This window comes from Serratia sp. JSRIV004, assembly GCF_019968705.1.
Lineage (GTDB): Bacteria > Pseudomonadota > Gammaproteobacteria > Enterobacterales > Enterobacteriaceae > Chania > Chania fonticola_B.
Window position 1 is genome coordinate 4983158 of record NZ_CP074140.1, and the last position, 18710, is coordinate 5001867.

Annotated in this window: 14 protein-coding genes and 8 pseudogenes; 11 read left to right on the forward strand and 11 right to left on the reverse strand. The window is 45.2% G+C overall.

The window, feature by feature from the left end; all coding sequences use genetic code 11:
- Window positions 1-9 precede the first annotated feature (9 nt).
- Both KGP21_RS23675 and KGP21_RS23680 read left to right on the forward strand, forming a co-directional pair.
- A complete protein-coding gene (locus tag KGP21_RS23675) occupies window positions 10-759 on the forward strand; it encodes a molecular chaperone (protein WP_024531408.1) in 750 nt (249 codons plus the stop codon).
- Between the two features lie 430 nt (window positions 760-1189).
- Entirely contained in the window at window positions 1190-1666 is a 477-nt protein-coding gene (locus tag KGP21_RS23680; RefSeq protein ID WP_223498353.1) for a hypothetical protein, read from the forward strand.
- Between the two features lie 94 nt (window positions 1667-1760).
- Here the strand turns inward: KGP21_RS23680 and KGP21_RS23685 are convergent.
- Both KGP21_RS23685 and KGP21_RS23690 read right to left on the reverse strand, forming a co-directional pair.
- A pseudogene (locus tag KGP21_RS23685) lies at window positions 1761-2399 on the reverse strand (IS3 family transposase); the annotation flags it as partial.
- Between the two features lie 361 nt (window positions 2400-2760).
- Window positions 2761-3765: an IS110 family transposase gene (locus KGP21_RS23690; RefSeq protein ID WP_223498354.1), complete on the reverse strand. Its 1005-nt coding sequence runs from the start codon at window positions 3763-3765 to the stop codon at window positions 2761-2763.
- Between the two features lie 88 nt (window positions 3766-3853).
- On the opposite strand from KGP21_RS23690, the pseudogene istA reads away from it, so the two are divergent.
- The 3 genes and pseudogenes from istA to KGP21_RS23705 form a co-directional block, all read left to right on the forward strand.
- Window positions 3854-5406, forward strand: a pseudogene (gene istA, locus KGP21_RS23695) (IS21 family transposase).
- 24 nt (window positions 5407-5430) lie between these two features.
- A complete protein-coding gene (istB, locus tag KGP21_RS23700) occupies window positions 5431-6186 on the forward strand; it encodes an IS21-like element helper ATPase IstB (protein ID WP_223498355.1) in 756 nt (251 codons plus the stop codon).
- Between the two features lie 149 nt (window positions 6187-6335).
- Window positions 6336-6881: pseudogene (locus KGP21_RS23705) on the forward strand (reverse transcriptase domain-containing protein); the annotation flags it as partial.
- On the opposite strand, the gene KGP21_RS23710 reads toward KGP21_RS23705, so the two are convergent.
- Entirely contained in the window at window positions 6876-7847 is a 972-nt protein-coding gene (locus KGP21_RS23710; RefSeq protein WP_223498356.1) for an IS481 family transposase, read from the reverse strand. The pseudogene KGP21_RS23705 and the gene KGP21_RS23710 sit on opposite strands and share 6 nt — an antisense overlap.
- Before the next feature lie 40 nt (window positions 7848-7887).
- Here KGP21_RS23710 and KGP21_RS29810 point away from each other — a divergent pair.
- Window positions 7888-8013 (forward strand): annotated as a pseudogene (locus KGP21_RS29810) (reverse transcriptase); the annotation flags it as partial.
- A gap of 82 nt (window positions 8014-8095) precedes the next feature.
- Window positions 8096-8275, forward strand: a pseudogene (locus tag KGP21_RS23715) (transposase domain-containing protein); the annotation flags it as partial.
- Window positions 8276-8501: 226 nt separating this feature from the next.
- Here KGP21_RS23715 and KGP21_RS23720 read toward each other — a convergent pair.
- Window positions 8502-8845, reverse strand: a pseudogene (locus tag KGP21_RS23720) (IS1-like element transposase); the annotation flags it as partial.
- Window positions 8846-9178: 333 nt separating this feature from the next.
- On the opposite strand from KGP21_RS23720, the gene KGP21_RS23725 reads away from it, so the two are divergent.
- A complete protein-coding gene (locus tag KGP21_RS23725) occupies window positions 9179-9511 on the forward strand; it encodes a multidrug efflux SMR transporter (RefSeq protein WP_024530863.1) in 333 nt (110 codons plus the stop codon).
- A 212-nt stretch (window positions 9512-9723) separates the two neighbouring features.
- Here the strand turns inward: KGP21_RS23725 and KGP21_RS23730 are convergent, their stop codons facing one another.
- The gene (locus tag KGP21_RS23730) at window positions 9724-10164 is read right to left on the reverse strand and encodes a transposase (protein ID WP_223498357.1); all 441 of its coding nucleotides are present in this window, start codon (window positions 10162-10164) and stop codon (window positions 9724-9726) included.
- Between the two features lie 126 nt (window positions 10165-10290).
- Between KGP21_RS23730 and KGP21_RS23735 the strand changes: the two genes are divergently transcribed.
- Window positions 10291-11789, forward strand: a protein-coding gene (locus tag KGP21_RS23735; RefSeq protein ID WP_371822214.1) for an IS3 family transposase whose coding sequence is annotated in 2 segments (ribosomal slippage) — window positions 10291-10723 and window positions 10723-11789 — 1500 coding nt in all. Because the reading frame shifts where the segments join, the coding sequence is not laid out codon by codon here.
- A 46-nt stretch (window positions 11790-11835) separates the two neighbouring features.
- Window positions 11836-12126, forward strand: a pseudogene (locus KGP21_RS23740) (DDE-type integrase/transposase/recombinase); the annotation flags it as partial.
- A 360-nt stretch (window positions 12127-12486) separates the two neighbouring features.
- Here KGP21_RS23740 and KGP21_RS23745 read toward each other — a convergent pair.
- The 4 genes and pseudogenes from KGP21_RS23745 to KGP21_RS23760 all read right to left on the reverse strand — a co-directional run bounded on the left by KGP21_RS23745 (window position 12487) and on the right by KGP21_RS23760 (window position 15692).
- A complete protein-coding gene (locus tag KGP21_RS23745) occupies window positions 12487-12747 on the reverse strand; it encodes a fimbrial protein (RefSeq protein WP_071784475.1) in 261 nt (86 codons plus the stop codon).
- A gap of 731 nt (window positions 12748-13478) precedes the next feature.
- Window positions 13479-14284 (reverse strand): annotated as a pseudogene (locus tag KGP21_RS23750) (IS5 family transposase).
- Between the two features lie 68 nt (window positions 14285-14352).
- Entirely contained in the window at window positions 14353-14883 is a 531-nt protein-coding gene (gene speG, locus KGP21_RS23755) for a spermidine N1-acetyltransferase (protein WP_223498359.1), read from the reverse strand.
- Between the two features lie 203 nt (window positions 14884-15086).
- Window positions 15087-15692, reverse strand: a complete 606-nt coding sequence (locus KGP21_RS23760; protein WP_223498360.1) for an isochorismatase family protein — start codon at window positions 15690-15692, stop codon at window positions 15087-15089.
- Window positions 15693-16309: 617 nt separating this feature from the next.
- On the opposite strand from KGP21_RS23760, the gene KGP21_RS23765 reads away from it, so the two are divergent.
- Window positions 16310-16945: a TetR family transcriptional regulator gene (locus KGP21_RS23765; protein WP_024530856.1), complete on the forward strand. Its 636-nt coding sequence runs from the start codon at window positions 16310-16312 to the stop codon at window positions 16943-16945.
- A gap of 316 nt (window positions 16946-17261) precedes the next feature.
- On the opposite strand, the gene KGP21_RS23770 is transcribed toward KGP21_RS23765, so the two are convergent.
- Window positions 17262-17786: a LuxR C-terminal-related transcriptional regulator gene (locus KGP21_RS23770; RefSeq protein ID WP_223498361.1), complete on the reverse strand. Its 525-nt coding sequence runs from the start codon at window positions 17784-17786 to the stop codon at window positions 17262-17264.
- 284 nt (window positions 17787-18070) lie between these two features.
- Window positions 18071-18694: a glutathione S-transferase family protein gene (locus KGP21_RS23775; protein WP_024530854.1), complete on the reverse strand. Its 624-nt coding sequence runs from the start codon at window positions 18692-18694 to the stop codon at window positions 18071-18073.
- Between the last annotated feature and the right edge of the window lie 16 nt (window positions 18695-18710).

Genomic DNA, 18710 nt, shown 5'->3' on the forward strand with positions numbered 1-18710 from the left:
GGTATTAACATGCGGTTTATACAGCCCAGTTTGTTATCTACTATTTTATTGTCACTTTTTTTCGTGTCCAACGGAGTAAGTGCTGCAAGCCAGACTTATCCTGTCACCCTAAATAGCTCCCGAGTGATATATAAAGAAACCCAGAGTAGTGGAACAACAATTACTGTAAAGAATGAGCATGATTTTCCAGTCCTGATACAACCATCGGTAGTCACAGAAGACAAGCAGATGTCGGCACCATTTATCATCACTCCGCCATTGTTCCGACTTGATGGCAAACAGGATAATACTCTGCGGATTGTCTATACAGGAAAGGCACATGCAGCAGATCGAGAACATTTATATTGGTTATGTGTCAAAGCAATCCCACCTGTTGCGGAGGACGATAGTGGCACAGGCAATAATAATGCCGTAGGCTCCAATATTCAGATCTCTGTCAATAATTGTATTAAATTGTTGTATCGACCCAAAGCCTTAGGAACTCAAGACCAAGGGAACTTAGCTAAAGGGCTTAATTGGGAATGGCGACAGGGAAAATTGCAGCTTAAAAATACCTCACCCTACTATATTAACTTATCGTCAATTATTATTGACGGGTTTGCTGTGCCTGATGTGAGCTACGTCTCTCCTTTTGCCTCTGCGCAATTTTCCGTACCAAAGGGCGTAAAAGTTGGCGGGAAAGTCACATGGCAATCGATAAATGATTTCGGCGGCCAAAGCGCCCCTGTACAAGCGTTAATACCTAGCGATAACAGATAGAATATGCTACGGAACTCTCTGGAGAGTCCTGGGTACTATCGATAATGATAAATCAACCTCCTTTAACTAAAAATATGCACAGATAATTTATCATGAGGAAAGAGAAATGTTCAAAATGAGCCGAATAATGGAAGTGCACAGAAAACAAAAAACTTTCAGAGTCATTAAACCAAACATAAATACCTGCAAATACGGCATGCCATTTATTAAACATACGCATCTTTTTGGTTGGGCACCTACTGGACCACCTTAATCTTTTCTAAGGTACGTCCACGAATGTTATTTCTACTGCTTTTAAAACCCACTCACCCATTATAGTGGTAAGACAGGTGGTAAATGCTAGCTAGAACTTCACCATGGTAAAGTTAAATATATCTATAGATTTATATTTACCATCAATTTTTTATTTCAGAATATCAAAGGAAAGCTAATGTTTAAATCAAAAGTTGCATTATTTATTGCTGGTCTTTCATTTTCTATTGCTTCAATGGCTAACCAGATTGGCACGAGCAACTCGTTGACTATCGAAGTTCCTGTGGCCTCTCCATCGACACTGACCTCTACATTTGAACCAGTCAGTGGTTTGGTTTCTGGTGATGTTGCTTTTGGTACTATTATAGGTAACATCCAGTTGTTGACCACCGGTGCAGGTAATATCAACTCGGTGACCATCAGTCCGAACACCCCGGATTCTACCTTCACCTTGACTGGCGCAGTAACCAAAACTCCTTTACCTATCAATATCGGTTCAATGGCAGATGAAGTTACGGCGGCTATTGGTAATGGTAACACGACAACAACGTTACTCAAGCCATCACAAGAGCAGTTTTTAACGGTTTATGCAACTGGAACTCCAGTGGCAGATGTGTTTAGTGGAAACTTTACCGTTTCAGTATACAGCTTGTAATTTTTTATTAAACTAAATAAAGGGTGGATTGCTATTGCAATCCACCTGACCCGCTCCCCGTATGTGATCCATTCATAATCAGGAATAACCGGCTTCATTCTGGCTGCATATTCTGGCAACCGGCAGATTTCTCGGCAAATTCAGAAGGTGTCATCCAGCCCAGGGCAGAATGGGGACGGCTCTGGTTATAGTGTATGCGCCAGCCCTCGATTTTGCACCGTGCATCCTCCACAGACATGAACCAGTTCTCGTTCAAACATTCCTGCCGCAATCTGCCATTAAAGGACACCACCGTAGCGTTGTCCGTCGGTGTTCCCGGGCGTGAGAAGTCGATCCTGATCCCTCTTTCATACACCCACTTGTCCAGCATTTTCCCTGCAAATTCAGAACCATTATCGGTTTTCAGCAACTGCGGTAAAGGACGCCTGAGCGCTATGCTGTTCAGCATCTCTGCCACTTCTGTCGAACGCAGATTCTGTCCCACACAGATCCCCAGGCATTCGCGGGTGTAAAGGTCGATAACCGTCAACAGGCGCAGTCGTCGCCCGTCAAACAACGCATCAGAAACAAAATCCATGCCCCAGAAGTGGTTTGGATATAAGCCCTGAAGCTGCGGCTGCCGCAGCTGGGCAGATTTATTGCGACGTGGTCGTTTGAGGCGTAGCGACAGCCCTTGCTCACAGTAGAGGCGGTAGATTGCAAAATGGCGTCTGAATCGATCACGGTTTGGCATCCTGCCGGTCACTCCGGGAATTAACTCTTTCTTACACGGTCTCCATGGCTGATTTTTACGCCAATGGAGGCATCGATGTCCAAAAATCTATGGTCACCCCCCGTTTTTGCAACACAGATTTTGATTTATGACGGGCTTGCTGTAAATCTATTCGGCGTCTAGTGAGTATTCATGCTCGCGCCACGATGAGTTTCGCGCCTGCCGAACCTTAAAAGAGAGTCGGCTTCATAGAGCCACTTTTTGGATCAGGTTCATCAGCAGGCCGATATGCCGTTCATGTCATCAATTATCTGTCGTCGCAAAACCAGAAAGTAACGTGTTAACTCACTGAGTTGACGAGTTTTTCGTTGGCTCTTTTATTTTATTTGCTGAACGCCGCCTGATGTGCCGTAACCGACCAGGCTATACGTGCCAGTTTGTTTGCCAGCGCGCACGCCACCACGTTAGAGTGATGGCTGGCAAGCTGCTTTTTAACCCACTCTGCAAGACGCCCTGGGTTGTTCTCCAGCCGCAGCATAAACACGCGTGCACACTGCACCAGCAGCCGTCGCAGATTCTTATCACCTCGCTTGCTGATGCCCATCAGTGTCGTTTTTCCACCTGTACTGTACTGGCGTGGAACCAGCCCGGTTGACGCCGCAAAGTCACGGCTGCTGGCATAGTTTTTCCCGTCACCCAGTCGTGCGGCTAACAGGCTTGCTGTTACCGGCCCGACGCCGGGAATGGTCAGCAGCCGCTGTGCGGTTTCATCCTCCGCAAGGTGGGTTTTCAGTTCCATATCGATTTCATCAATTTCCCCGCAAAGGTAAATATACTGGCTGTGGAGCCTGTTCAGAACCCTTACCAGGTAAGGCGGGAAGTCATTTTCTTCCAGCACGGCGGCCAGACGCCGAATTACGGCAATACCGCGCGGCATGCTGATGCCGAACTCCAGCAAAAATGCGTGCATCTGATTGGTGGTTTTAACGCGTTGGCGTATCAGTGAATCTCTGACCCGATGCAGTGCAGACATTGCCTGCTGGTCTTCAGTTCTGGGTGAAACAAAGCGCATTGAGGGGCGGGAAGCCGCCTCGCAGATAGCCTCAGCATCGACAAAATCGTTTTTGTTGCTCTTAACGAAAGGGCGGACGAATTGTGGAGAAATCAGCTTTGCCTCATGACCTAAATCAGCAATCCGACGCGCCATAAAATGGGCTCCCGCACAGGCTTCCATCACAACAGTCGCTGATTGGCAACTGGCTAAAAACTCCATCAGTCTGGTTCGGGTAAACTTTTTGCGCAGAAGGGCATTACCCATTTCGTCCTGACAGTGTACGTGGAAGGAGTGTTTACCGAGATCGATACCAATAAGCGTAACGTTTTTCATGTTGGTTTCCTCTGAAATAAAACACCCAGCCAGCGTACCGCACACAAGGAGGGGGTGACCATCTCATTAGAGAAAAGCCAGGAGTTCCATGGAAACCTGTTTCAAGATCCTTCAGCTCAAGTTCGACCAGAAGCTGACCAACCGTTGTATCGGGCTGACGATGAAAATCAGTGCCTCGACGGTTTTTGAGGTTCTCGCCCGCTTTAAAGCCACGTCTCTGCCATGGCCTCTTCCTGAAGCGATATCCCACGATGGCCTTGAAAAACTCATCTTCCCGGCCAAAGGCATACCTGCATCAGAGCGGGTCATGCCGGATCTGCTTCACTTCGATACCGAGATGAGAAAATCCGGCGTGACGCGGCAACTGCTATGGATGGAGTACAAGGCTCAGGCCGGGGAACTGGCGATGGGGTACTCCCACTTCTGCCGCTGCTATCGGGAGTGGAAAAAAACACGCCGCCTCTCAATGCGCCAGGAGCACCGTGCCGGTGAAAAACTCTTTATCGACTTCTGCGGCCCGACGGTTCCCGTCATCAACCCGGATACCGGCGAGGTTCGCCGTGTGGCCATCTTCGTGGCCGTCTTGGGGACGTCTAACTACACCTACGTGGAGGCCTGTGAAGGTCAAGATATGATGTCCTGGCTGAACGCCAACAGCCGCTGTCTGACCTTCCTGGGCGGTGTACCGAAGCTGCTGGTCCCCGATAACCTCAAAAGCGCGGTGAAAAAGGCCGATCGCTATGAACCCGTCATCAATGACAGTTACCAGGCGTTGGCGGAGCACTACGGCACCGTTATCATCCCGGCTCGCCCCTATAAGCCGAAAGATAAATCGAAAGCAGAAAACGGCGTTCTCATCGTCGAAAGATGGCTGCTTGCCCGCATCCGCAATGAAACCTTCTACACGCTCAGGGCGCTGAATACCCGCCTTCGGGAGCTGCTGACGTACATGAATAACCGGCCAATGAAAGGGTACGGCAACCAGAGCCGCGCAGAGCGCTTCCGCGAACTGGATACGCCAGTGCTCTCGTCGCGGCCTCTGGCAGCGTACGAGTACACCGAATACAAAGCGGTGAAGGTCGCCCCAGACTACCACGTTGAGTATGCGCATCACTGGTACTCGGTCCCGCATGAGCTGGTTGGTCAGCGCCTGTCGCTCAAGGCGGGTCAGTCGGTGGTCCAGGTCAGTCGGTGGTCCAGGTCAGGCACAAGGGACAGTGCGTGGCGCAGCATCCGCGCAGCCTCCATGAATATAAGCACTCTACCAATCCGCTGCACATGCCGGCTCGGCACCTGGGGCACGGGACATGGACGCCAGAACGTCTGGTCGAGATGGGATGTCGCATCGGCCCGTTCACCGGCAGAGTGGTTGACGCCATGCTGAAAGCCAAAGCCTATCCGGAACTGGCCTACCGTGCGGTACTCGGTCTGACCGCACTGCAGAAAAAATACGGAAAAGAGCGGCTGGAAAAAGCCAGTTGCGTCGCCTGGCATTACAAAACACCGGACAGGCGCTTCATCGACAACCTGCTGCGTCACAATCGCGAGAACCAAGATCTCCCGTTATCGAGTCAGAGCGAACAACACTCTCCGGCCTCGCTGGAGCATGAAAACCTGCGCGGTCCAGGCTACTACCACTAACTGACAAACAGAGGAACAAACGGCATGAGCGATAACCTGTTAAACAAACTGACCCAACTGAAGCTCCCGGCCATGGCAGGGAGCCTGATCCGCCAGCGAGAAACACCGCAGACCTACGGCGAGTTGTCGTTCGAGGAACGGCTGATCCTGCTGGCAGATAACGAACTGCTGAACAGGGAAAACGGTCGGGTGGCCCGTCTGAGGAAGAGTGCGAACCTGAAATACCAGGCAGCGCCGGAGGGGCTGCACTACCCCGTCTCAAGTGGGTTGAGAGCCGAACAGATGCGGGAGCTGCTGAACGGTCATTACATCACGCATCGGAAAAACATCATGATCACCGGCCCGACGGGGTGTGGGAAAAGCTGGATCGCCAATGCCCTGGGTGAGCAGGCCTGTCGCCAGAAACACAGCGTTCAGTACTGGCGTACCGGTCGGTTACTGGAAATGCTGGCGCAGGGGCGGGTAGACGGTAGCTGGCTGAAGCACCTGAAACAACTGCAAAAAACGCAGGTGCTCATCCTGGACGATCTGGGTCTGGAACCCCTGAGCAACGCGCAATGTAACGACCTGCTGGAAATAGTGGAAGACCGGTACGGACAAAGCAGTACCCTGGTGGTGAGCCAGTTCCCAGTAGATAAGTGGCACGGGCTGATGGAGAGCCCGACAACGGCAGATGCGATCCTGGACAGACTGGTGCATAACGGCCACAGACTGGTACTACAAGGAGAATCGATGAGGAAAAGCAAAACGGCAGTGGAAAGCGAGGAAAAAACAGGTTAAAAAGCAGTAGAAAAAGTTAACTCATCCCGGTTGACCGAACGGAGACGAAATCCTGCTCGAACTGCGGTGCCAATATGTGATCGAACTTCGGTGCCAATATGTGATCGAACTTCGATGCCAATCCGTGATCGAACAGAGCGGAATACGCAGTAGTCTCGCCCCTGTTGGCTAATCTGTTTCTGCACTATGCGTTTGACCAATGGATGGGGAGAGAATATCGAGGTGTACCGTTTGAAAGGTATGCTGATGATATTGTGGTCCATTTTTCAAGGATGAGCGAAGCTATGAGTCTGAAAGACAGACTAGCGAAACGGTTTGCCGAAGTGGGGCTGACGATCAATGAAGAGAAATCGAATATCGCCTATATTGATACGTTTGAAAGGCAAAATGTCGCGAAGAGTTTTACCTTTCTGGGGTATGACTTCAAAGTGCGGACACTGAAGAACTATAAAGGTGAGCTGTACCGGAAGTGCATGCCGGGCGCGTCAATGAAAGCGATGCAAAAGATCACGAAGACAATCAAAGAGTGGCGAATACACCGCTCGACAGCAGAAAGTCTGACGGATTTTGCGAAACGATACAATGTGGTGATCAGAGGCTGGATTGAGTACTACGGTAAGTTCTGGTACAGCAATTTTAGCTACCGTCTGTGGAGTGCCTTACAATCACGGCTACTTAAGTTGTGTGATTCATAGACATCGTTTCAATTTTCTCAGCTCAAGTTCAAGCCTGTAATTCTGCTCTTGTATGTGTTCGTCGCTGTGCTGATAGTTTGCTTGAACGGCATCAGAGTATGGTGTTTGCTCAGCAAGTTCGAAGTAATGCTCCATCGGAGTTTTACCGTTGTGAGCGCTATGAGGACGTTCCCAGTTATAGTAATGCTGCCATTCTGCCAGTTGCTCCTTCTGGTCATCTACGGAGAGATCTACGGTAGCGTAAAACTCAGCTTTGTCTGTCTTTTGGGAACGTTCAACTTTGCCATTAAGATGAGGCGAAGCTGGTTTATTTGGACGAAATTTGATGCCGTATTCTTTCAATTTTTCTTGCACCTTAACGGCAAAAAACTCTCTTCCCCGGTCGGTCTGAAAGCGCTGTATCGGGAAAGGCATTTCTTCAATAACACATTCAATAAAATCCAGTGTGTTTGCAGCTGTGCGATGAGAGTAGAGCCTAAGGACTCTGTAGCGAGTGCAATCATCAACGGATGTGTACTGATATAAGCCGGGGCCAATTTTACAGGTATCCATCTGGACCCTGTCACCGGGAACAGGGCGTTCGTAGCGAATAAAATCAGCTTTACGCCGAAATTTAACAACAGGTGTAACCTGATTCTGGCAAAGAACTTTGTGAATCGTTGCCATTGCCAGTGAGATTGAATGAAGTCGTTTTAACTCGCTCTGAATCCGCCTTGCCCCCAGATTTCGCAGAGAACGTAACTCCAGGATCAGAGCAACTTCGCTTGCGCCAGTTTTCGTTGATGGTGAGCGCTTAGGGCGACAGCTATGGCTTTCCAGACCTGCGATGCCCTGAGCAAGATATCTGCGCCACCATTTACGCAATGTGGGCCGAGAAATGCCACAGCGACGGCATACGAACCCCGCATCACCGGACGTTTCATAGAGTTTTACCCACTGCAGTCGCTGTTGAATTTCCCTGTTCATAGTGAGGCATTATAGTGAAACTATGTCTATGAATCACACACTTAAGTGGATGTAGTCGAAGTTCAGGCTCTCGAACCGTAGAGCACAGCACAAGTTGGCTTTGGTAAGAAAGCAGCATCCCAAGCTGTTTGCCCACTGGTATTTACTTCGTGCAACGAATGAGTGATCAGGAGCCGTATGACGGGAGACTGTCACGTCCGGTTCTGTGAGCAACTGAGGGGGGAAATTCCCCTCGGTTGACTCGACTCGCAGGCTCAGACGAAGGTGGAGAGCGTGCAGCGATACTGTACTCGCTGATCTGCACCTGCCGGCTGAAAGGTGTGGATCCAGAGGTATGGCTGCGTTACGTCCCCGGCCATATCCAGGACTGGCCAGCTAATCGGGTTCGTGATCTGCTGCCATGGAAAGTCGAGCTTACTGCTGAATAAACGTCAATACGGCTCAGGTGAGCCGCTTACTTTTTTCTAACCATAAATAGCTTGCGGCGATCGATAATGCAAAATCAATTGCCACCACCTATGGGGTAAATCAATCAAGACTGATTGATATGTTAAACCGATCAATGTATAATGCATTTCAAGATAAGTGCGGGCCAATGGCAGTCCAATGCCGTCATCGAGCATCACAGGCTATTTGGTCGTCAAATCATAATGGGCGGCTTCCATGGTGTGGCCATGACAATTGTAAGGTCTTGCCACCAGAGCAGAAAAACAGACAGCGTGGTGTTATTAGCTTTGGCGCGAGTTTTTTAAAGTCCGGATGACGGTGTTAATGCCAATTTTCAACGTCCTAGTGGTATCGTGAACGCCGGTACTGTTGAAGGCCATGTCAGTGATCTACTCTTTAACGCTCGGCTTACTGGCTTCATAAATGTAAGTGAGCTGAAACGCGCGGTGGCAGTCACGACAGCGAAATCTGTCATAGCCTTTAGGGTTCTGACCATGGCGGTAAACCTGAGTGAACTGACAATGGGGACAATGAACCTTAACGCTGGCCATGAGAGAATCTCAAAAGCCCGCATTATACATCAGACTCAACCAATTGGAGGCGTCACCCATCTTTCCTGCGGCATTATTGTCTGGAACAAAATTCTATTGGGATATGCTCTAAGAATGCACATATTTTCAGGAGGTGTTCTTTGAAATGGTATGAATAACACATGACAATAAAAATTAATTATTTTTATTGCTAGGTATTTATTTTTTAATTTAAAAGTCACAAAACAACGCACTCGGACTCTATTGTAAAATATCATATTGGTTATCCTAAAGTGGTATGAGTATTAAGAGTGTTGAAGTGTGTAATAGACATATAAACTATGGTATTTTAATATGAAAGCTTATTTGTTACTCGCTATTGCAATAGGTGCAGAAGTCGTTGCAACAACGTCAATGAAAGCAATGTCAGGCCTCAGTAAACCCATACCATTAATGTTGGTTATTGTTGGCTATTCGATAGCTTTTTGGATGTTGAGCATTGTAGTGCAAACTATCCCTGTTGGTATTGCTTATGCGACGTGGGCAGGTTTGGGTATTGTCTTTGTCAGTATTGCATCATTCTATATTTATGGCCAGCGCCTTGATTTTTCGGCTCTAATAGGAATGGGTTTAATAATTCTTGGTGTCATCGTTGTGCAGGTTTTTTCTAAAACTGCAGGCCATTAATGTCATTGAGTGCATAATTATATTTAAAAGAGAAATATCTCCATGGTTAGGGATATCAATCGACTGATCTTGATGGTTAGGAATCTGGATCACGTTTTTTGAGGATCCCTGACCATGAACCGTAGCGCGCAGCTCCCGTGATGGTGCGGTATCACAAAGGGTTATGCGTAAAAATGCCTGTTTTGCTGTATCTTTAATCCCAAACCTGTTTTTTAGGCGCACTTATCCAGGGCCGGTGCCTGAAGCCATCGTTTTTTCTCCATCCGCTGCAGCCTGGCCGACAGTAATTCTGTCGCATGCCTGCCAGCCTCGGCGCCGGCAAATCGCATCCGATCGCCGCACAGGATGCATTGGTACGGATCTGTGCCCAGGAAGCCTTTCATCAGCACTGCGAACCCGGGCCGTTTGGGCTTATCCCGCACCGTCATCGACAGCGCTTCGTAAACCTTCGGCAGCAGTTGGCCCCGTTTGCGGTTGGCCAAAAAGCCGTAGTACCGCACCATCTTAAAATGCCGTGCCGGAATATGGCTGATATAGCGCTGCAGCATTTCTTCCTGGCTGATTTTTTGGCGTTTATATTGCTGCGTACGGTGATCGTAATACTGATAGACCACGCTGCCGCCGCGGTAATGTCGGAGCTGGGAAGCCGCCACCTGCGTATTCCGGTGAAAGTGAACGCTGATTCCCCCCCTGTGTCAGCATAGTTGTCGCTTACTTTCTGAAGGAGAATGACTATGCCTGCGCATGCAGTACCGATTGATGTGAAAGAAAAGGGAGTGATGTGGCTCCAGCCTCCTTATAGCTGGTCAGTCAGACACATTGCACAAAAACTGGCTCTGAGTTCTTCCGTTGTTGCAAAATGGCGACTTGAACTGGTGGCACAAGGCTTATTGCCAAAAAATGAAAGGATTTCCTCTGTGGATGGTGATGAATGGACTCCTGAGCGTCGCTTTTCGGTTGTTCTTGAAACAGCTTCATTGTCTGAAATGGAACTTGCCGATTATTGTCGCCGTCAGGGGCTTTTTGTTGAGCAGGTAAAAGAGTGGCGGGTTATTTCGATCAAAGCTCATGAAATGAAACTGACGGAAAATCGCCGCGCAGATAAAGAGTTACGCGATATCAGAAGCCGGTTGCGTGAACTTGAGAAGGAGCTGACCCGCAAAGATAAAGCGCTGGCAGAAGCGGCTGCGCTCCTGATGCTGCGGGAAAAGTTCAATGCCCTCTGGGACAACAGCGAGGAAGGCTGACACCTCTTCCGGAGCGGCAGAAAATTATTTCTCTTGTCCGTGAAGCTGTCGATCACGGCGCCCGTAAGATCCAGGCCTGTCAGTGTATCGGGATTTCGATCCGAACGCTGCAGCGCTGGATTGATGGTGATGGTGGAGTGATCAGTGCAGACAGAAGGCCCGGTGTAACAGACCGTGTCCCCCGAAATAAATTATCGGAAACAGAAAGGTTGCAAATTCTGGAGTTATGCAACTCTCCGGAATTTGCCTCTTTGCCTCCAAATGTGATCGTACCGATGCTGGCGGATAAAGGTGTTTATATTGCTTCTGAATCAACCTTTTATCGCGTATTAAAATCAGCCAGTCAACTGACGAGGAGGTCCCGGGAATGCCAGTATAAACGGCCTGATGTGCTTAAGGCGGTTGCACCGAACCAGGTCTGGAGTTGGGATATCAGTCATTTACCGTCCTGGGTCAGAGGTCAGCACTTTTATCTCTATATGATCATGGATATTTATAGCCGTAAAATTATTGCCGCAGAGGTATTCAGCAGTGAAACCGGGGAACATGCAGCAGAACTGCTACAACGAGCGGTGTGGAATGAAAAATGTTCATCCCGTAACCTGGTGCTGCATTCCGACAACGGAAGCCCAATGCGCAGCTTTACGTTGCTGGCAAAAATGTATGCCCTTGGCGTACTGAGTTCTTACTCTCGCCCCCGGGTCAGCAATGATAATCCGTATTCAGAATCATTGTTCCGCACACTCAAATATTGCCCCTGGTGGCCAGAGAACGGCTTTCACACAATAGATGACGCACGGGCCTGGGTAAGTCGTTTCGTAAACTGGTACAACCTTGAGCATAAGCACAGCGGGATCAAATACGTTACGCCGGATGAACGCCATCGGGGTCTCGATATGAAAATACTGGCAGCCAGAAAGTCTGTTTACCGGCTAGCCCACCAACAACATCCAGAACGCTGGAGTAAGCAGCTACGCAACTGGGACTATATTCCGGAAGTTTACCTTAACCCGGAAAAAGAGACGGCATAACGTAATTTTATTACATTAAGCGACAACTACCTTGAAAAACGCCGCTATCGATAAAAGTGGGGCCAACACAGCGGCTTTGGCCACGCTCAACGCCGACAAACCCGATGAGGAAACGATTACAGTGAGGCAAAGTAAGTACCTAAACAATCTGGTTGAGCAAGATCACCGCAATATCAAACGCCGGATAAGACCGATGCTGGGATTCAAATCGTTTCGACGGGCACAGGGGCTTTTGGCGGGCATCGAATTGATCCACATGATACGCAAAGGACAATATCAGCATCCGGAAAGTGAGGTATTGTCACCTGCGGAACAATTTTATCTGTTGGCTGCCTAAATAATCGGCAACACCCACTTTGGCTGGCCTGTGCCCGTTAATGCGACAGAACCCTTGTTACAGCTATAAGTAACAGAGCCGATGGGCTCATTATAAACAGGTTTCTTTTCATGACATTTCCTTAATTAACTTAAGTGCACTAGAGTTATTTATTCAATCCATAACCGGGTGCAAAAAATAATATCCAACAACAAAATTGATAGGTATATTCATAAAAAACATCTTTTTACCTTGTGAAAAATATTGTATTAAAGCTATTTTTAAACTACTTTTCAGACTCAAAAAAAATATGATTGCAAAAACTAAAATTATATCCAGCACGCATCAAAACTCAGTTACCAGCAATAATAAAAACGAAAATTAATTATATGTTATGCTAAATTTCGCATTACCAACAACTGTTCCAGTTGTTGGGTTACCCAGTGAGTAATAACTCGCATAATAGTTAGCATTATAAACTGAAGCTGAGGTCAACGTTGCAATAACACTTTTTCCACCGTTAGTAATGGGGGTTTGTGTGGAATCTAAAATTTGCACACCAACATTATTTGCGGCTCCCGTATTGGCTATCACGTTTGGGTATCCTGTAACCGTATTAAACACCCAGCTTGCGTTTGCCACCGCACCACTTGTTGTCGCAGAACAACCTGTTAAGGTTATCGCAAAAGGTGTTAGCGTTGATGACAGACCCGGTGTAGTCTAAGATGAAAGTGATGTACTAGGCAGTGCAACAGCAATATTTGATGTGGTCAATGTGCAAGTGTATGGCGTTACATTATATGTAGCAGAGGGTGATATACCTATTTTGTTTGTGTCTGTATTGTAATAGACCCAGCCAGTGGGTTGTCCACTAACCAAGGTACTCGAAAGAGTGCCACTGTTTCCGCTAGTGGATGTCATAGTAAAAGCAACTGAGAATGTGACTGAAACGTTACATGCAGCGCCCCGAGTAATTAATATATTGACAACCATTTTATTTGCACTGCCTTCGTCAGCTTGTCGTGAACAGATATTTCCTGTACTTGTTGCCGTCACTGTTGGAGGGCCCGTTACACTAACAGAGACTCCACTTAACCCATTTAAAGAGCAGGTATTCAGAGTTGCTTGATGATATGTGTTCCCCCCCTGTAGTCGCGGTACATAATTCCGCGAACGTGATAAAGCCTGACCAAATAATACATTTAATACCGGTTGATAGACGAGCTTGGCGGGTAGAGAGGTTGTCAATTGAGTATTAGTACAATTGTAGCTATAAAAAGTATTAGCAAAAGCTTGGTTAGAAACCATAGCACATAACAATGCAATAAAAAGGTAAGCGAAGTTAATAATTCTCACGCCATAACCCTTAGATCCTATCCCAATAGGATTTTATTCCATACAATAATGCTGCATGCAAAATGCAGCATCGCTTCGTAGTTCTCGACCTTCTTCTCCCAGCGTGTCAAGACGCGACGGAAGCGATTCATCCAGCTATGTGTTCTTTCAACTACCCAGCGATGAGCCTTGAAGTCCGTGTTTTTAAGCGCCTCTGATTCCTCTTTCCTCGACTGGATGTGAGGTTCATAACGACTCGCTTTCATACAATTTACCAGCCATTCGGCTTCATAGCCTTTGTCCATGCACAGAGGGAGCCTGTGCCCCGGTCTGCCCGTCTGTAACGCGTCAAGCGTATCTTCAACCAGCTTTATGTCGTGGGTATTTGCCCCTGAGACAACCAGTGAGAGAGGTAACCCGTTCGCATCGGTCATCAGACTCCGTTTTACGCCCTGTGTTCCCCTGTCTGTGGGGTTGCGACCTGTTTTTTTGAGCCTGCAAGTGGCGATTTTGTCATGCAGCCATCCATCGACAACCAAGACCAGTCAATGGCATCTAGTTTCTCGCAGGCAAGTAATCCGTTCTGCCAGAACCGCTCGAAAACTCCGGCATCGCGCCACTCCTGGAAGCGACTATGGGCTGAGCTTGACGAGCAAATCCCTGTCGCATTCAGCGCATTTCACTGACAACCTGTTCTGAGCACAAAGAAAATGGCGTTCATTGCGGCACGATTATCGACGCGCTTGCGATGCGTCCCCTGCGGATGGCTGGTTTTGTCCTCCGGGAGCAGTGGAGCCATCTTTTCCCAGAGTTCATCGCTAATCTGCCACTTGTTACCTGCCATACTTCGCCCTCAGAAATTATCGTAACGCATTATACGATAATTCCTTTTGGGATAGGCTCAAAAGGCATTCATTTTGACTTGAAAACATCAAAATATCTATTTTGAAAAATACACATTCTCAATACACTGCGATATTTACCATTGGCGAAATACTCATCAATTAATTTACCTTCGACCTCAAAACCTAGCTTAGTATAAATATGAATAGCTTTCTGGTTTTCACTGTCCACGATCAGATGTAATTTATTCAAATTAAGCACAGAAAAGCCATAGTCCATTGCCAAAATAGCTGCATTCTTAGCATAGCCATTACCTTGATGAACAGGATCTATGATAATCTGAAATTCTGCTCTGCGATGAATATGATTAATCTCAACCAGTTCAACAAGCCCCACTTTTACGCTGTCGTTTTCAATAATAAAACGGCGCTCAGTTTGGTCATGAATATGCTTATCATACAAATCTGAAAGCTCAACAAACGCCTCGTAAGGCTCCTCAAACCAATAGCGCATCACACTTGCGTTGTTGTCCATCTGGTGCACAAAAATCAAGTCCTCACGTTCGAGCGGTCGCAACTTTATTGTGGTTATATTAGTCATCAAATAATCCTTAGTACTGATGAAACATTTTTTGGTTCAAAACATCATTTAGTAGAAAACGACTAAATTATAATTCATTGTAATAATATCGTGCTAATCACTTAGTGCCCGACTATAAAAGTTCATTGTTAAATTAGTCCTGTACATAGTTATTAGTTCTTATAAGCCTTATTAACTCTGCCATATAAGAGCATCAATGCTATTTAGTAATGATAGTATATTTGCCCTTCTAATGCTTCCATGATCAACTTGACGAGTTGGCCACCTTCTTGGGTGCTCCAACTGCCAGCGAGCTCTGCGATTAACTGATTAGTTGTTGTCAAGGTAACGCCATTTTTCTCCATCCTACGTAGAGCGATATCATCTGCTGATTTTGTTGGTGAAGCACCAGCATCAGCAACTACCTGTACGTCGAAGCCATTTCTAACTAGGCTAATGGCCGGGTAGACAGTACAAACATCGTTGGTAACCCCAGCAATAATGATCTTCTTACGTCCAGTGGCCTTAACTGCCGCAGCGAAGCTAGCTTCTTCCATAGCGTTAACGACACCTAATCTTTTGATCCTGTTTTCAAATTCGATAGGCAAAATGCTTTCCAATTCTTTAAGCAATCGGCCTTGTGCATGTTCCTCCATACTTGAAGTGAGCACTACCGGCAGCTTCAATATATGAGCAGTTTTAGCCAGCATCAACGCGTTACGCTTCAGAATTTCAAAAGGCATCGATTTGGCCCAACCCATAGTGCCAATCTGGTGATCGATGAGCAGAAGAGCAGAGTTTTCAGCATCAAACCTTTCAATATTCATCATATATCTCAATCCATTATAATTTTTTAGGCGCGTTTACCATACAATATTTAGGTATAAACACTCCCCCAAGAATGAATACTACAATCTTTAAAGCATTTACATTTAAAAAGCGTAACGTGAATCCCCACAGCCATAACAGGCTTGTATGTAACTCATGCTCACCCACTCTAAAGCAACAGTCATAATTAGTCAATCACGACTGATTAAAAAATAAAATCGAGATGCATGCCTCACTATCACGAAATGAGTCCAACAACTTGATGCTCTTAGCAGCCTTGCGAAAACTGCCAGATGAAGCTTCGTACCATAGCAGGCATGATATGGCGTAAAAGATAATCATAGTCAGACCACACATCCGCAAGAAGTTACACACTCGATGGACCCTTTTCCCTTGACATGGTAAGAAAAGCTCTACTTGCCAACTGCTACAGCAGTTCAAAATTCCGTGCTTCATGTAGCCAGAGTCGTTTACTGACAAATATTCATATTTTTGTTAAAATGAAACATGTTGTTAACAACATAGAGATGGCCTTGAGTATCTACAGCTAAATCATTATCATATTGGTGATTAGCTGCACCTAACAGCATAATATTAAACTCTATACGAGGAAATGATATTGGCCAGAAAAACCCCAGAAGAATCCCAAAAAACCAGAGATGCAATTTTAAACTCTGCAGAACGTGTTTTTATTACGTTTGGTGTAGGTGAGAGTACGATAAATCATATTTCCTTAGATTCCGGATTTTCACGAGGAGCTATTTATGGGCACTATACAAACAAAGTTGAAATATGTCTATCTGTTATAAAAAGAGCAATTAAAGATGAACAACCATTAAAACATGACATAAAATCAGATGTACTGGAATACTTATTATCCTCAGCAGTGATTTACCTAAAAAAAATAACACAACCTGGTTCCATTAAAAATATCATTGAAATAATATATTTTAAAACTGAAAATACAGATGAAAACGCACCGATATTACGCTGGAAAAAGTTTATCGACAGATTTATTTTAAACAAAATAAAAATAAGTTTAAAGAGAGCAGTAGCATCGGGAGAACTACCAGAAGATCTTGACTTGGTTCTATGTAGTTTTTATCTCAGTGCTCTTTTTGAAGGAATTTATGATACTTGTAAGTGGTCGTATGAAGATGTAAGTGATGAAATTATTAATAGTCTAGAAAGAATTTTACGATTTGCAATTTTTAATTTAAAGGAATCAAATTGTAATGGTATTCTTAAGAAATAAAGCCAGTTAACCTTAACAATATAATATTGAATGTCAATCGAGGATGAAATATAAGCACAATCGAGAAAATGGCTTTCTGAAAACGCATCACGACGATCGGTGCTGCAAACGCAATCCTGTTGATATATGACAAAGGCGTTTATTGTGCTACAGTGAAGGATGAGGTGTTGGCATTATAGATTGCTTCACCTCATTCTAAAGTCTTTATCCAATCATTAGGAGCCTATTGAATTAACAAAAATACAAGCCCATGATAGAAATCATGGTTTTCCATTTTTTCAAATGCATCTCAGAGTATTACTCCCAAAAAACTCTATTACCAGGATAGTTTTGAGATAAAGTCTTTGAATTTTTTACTTCTATCAATACCAAGCTTTTTACATATCGAATACTTCATAGAACTGATCGTTTTAGCATTTCTCCGTGTAACCATAGAAATATCATTCGTGCTGAAACCATTGCAGTAAAGTTGCATTATTGAAACCTCTCGCCACGTTAATTTATTACTATAAAAAATTGCGTTATGCTTATCTTCAGGATCATTTACCCCCGAATAATATCTATCACTAATAATAATGAAGCTCCCTAGAACTGGAATTAAATTAATAATATTCTTAAATTTATCATTATATAAAACGGTAGTTATGCCACAACGCATGCTCTTTAAATAAGTTAATTGTTCTACAGAGGTGACGTGTAAAATCAAGTTAGATAAATCTTTAGTATTAGACTCATTAAGTTTGTAATTTTGGAAGCTTACATGTTTCAAATTCTTCATGTTACGTTTCTTTTTAAAGCCATATGCGTAATAATAATCGTCACTAACCAATAAAGTATACACCTTCCACTCCTTAATATAGTAAGGTTGATAAATTTACATTTGAAATAAAAATCAGAAATAACAACCAAATTGAAAAAGAATATAGCAACGCATGACTTAATGTGTATTTAGTGAATAATAGTATTATAAAACCTCGCATGATAGATAATTACATTTCCGAAAAAACAGATTATATTTCAATTTATATAAAATAAGGAAGTGTTATATGCTGTAAAAACAAGGTCACTTCCCTTATTAAAATTAAAGAATGGGGTTTACCATAGCTTAATTGTTGTGTAATTAACTTATGCTTCAATACCCTGCTGTTGCATTGCCATAATGATCTTTCTGTCCGAGCACATCATATTATAGTGTCTCTCGATACTAGAGTATGTTTTAAATTTTTCTGGCATTCCATGCTTAGCCCATCGAAGCATTGGCGTTGCATAAGCATCTATGATACTCAGGTGCCCACCTACGATAAACTCATGATTTTCCAGATGTGTATTCAGGATCTGAAATGTACGTTCGACTAAAAGCACTGAGGCTGATATAACTTTTTCATATGCATCATCATCACTATCCATGATATAACGCTGGGGTGAAAAAAATGGATAGAAACTGGGGTGCACATCTCCTGTAAAAAAACACTCCCAACGATCGAACTCATAGATATCTGCAGGATCATTAGGATTGGCGGCAAAAACCTGGCCCTCTGGAAAGCTTGCCAAGTAGCGTAAAATAGCTCCGCATTGATTTAAAGTCCCGATGGAAGTTTCTGCCAAAGTAGGTACCGCAAGCATCGGGTTAGCAGCTTTAAAGGCAGGATCATTTTTATTAGCCAAAATAAGCTCGTAAGGCTTATTCATCCACTCGAGCATAATATGAACAGCAAGTGAACAAGCTCCAGGAGAGTAATATAACTTCATTATTTCATCCTTCTAT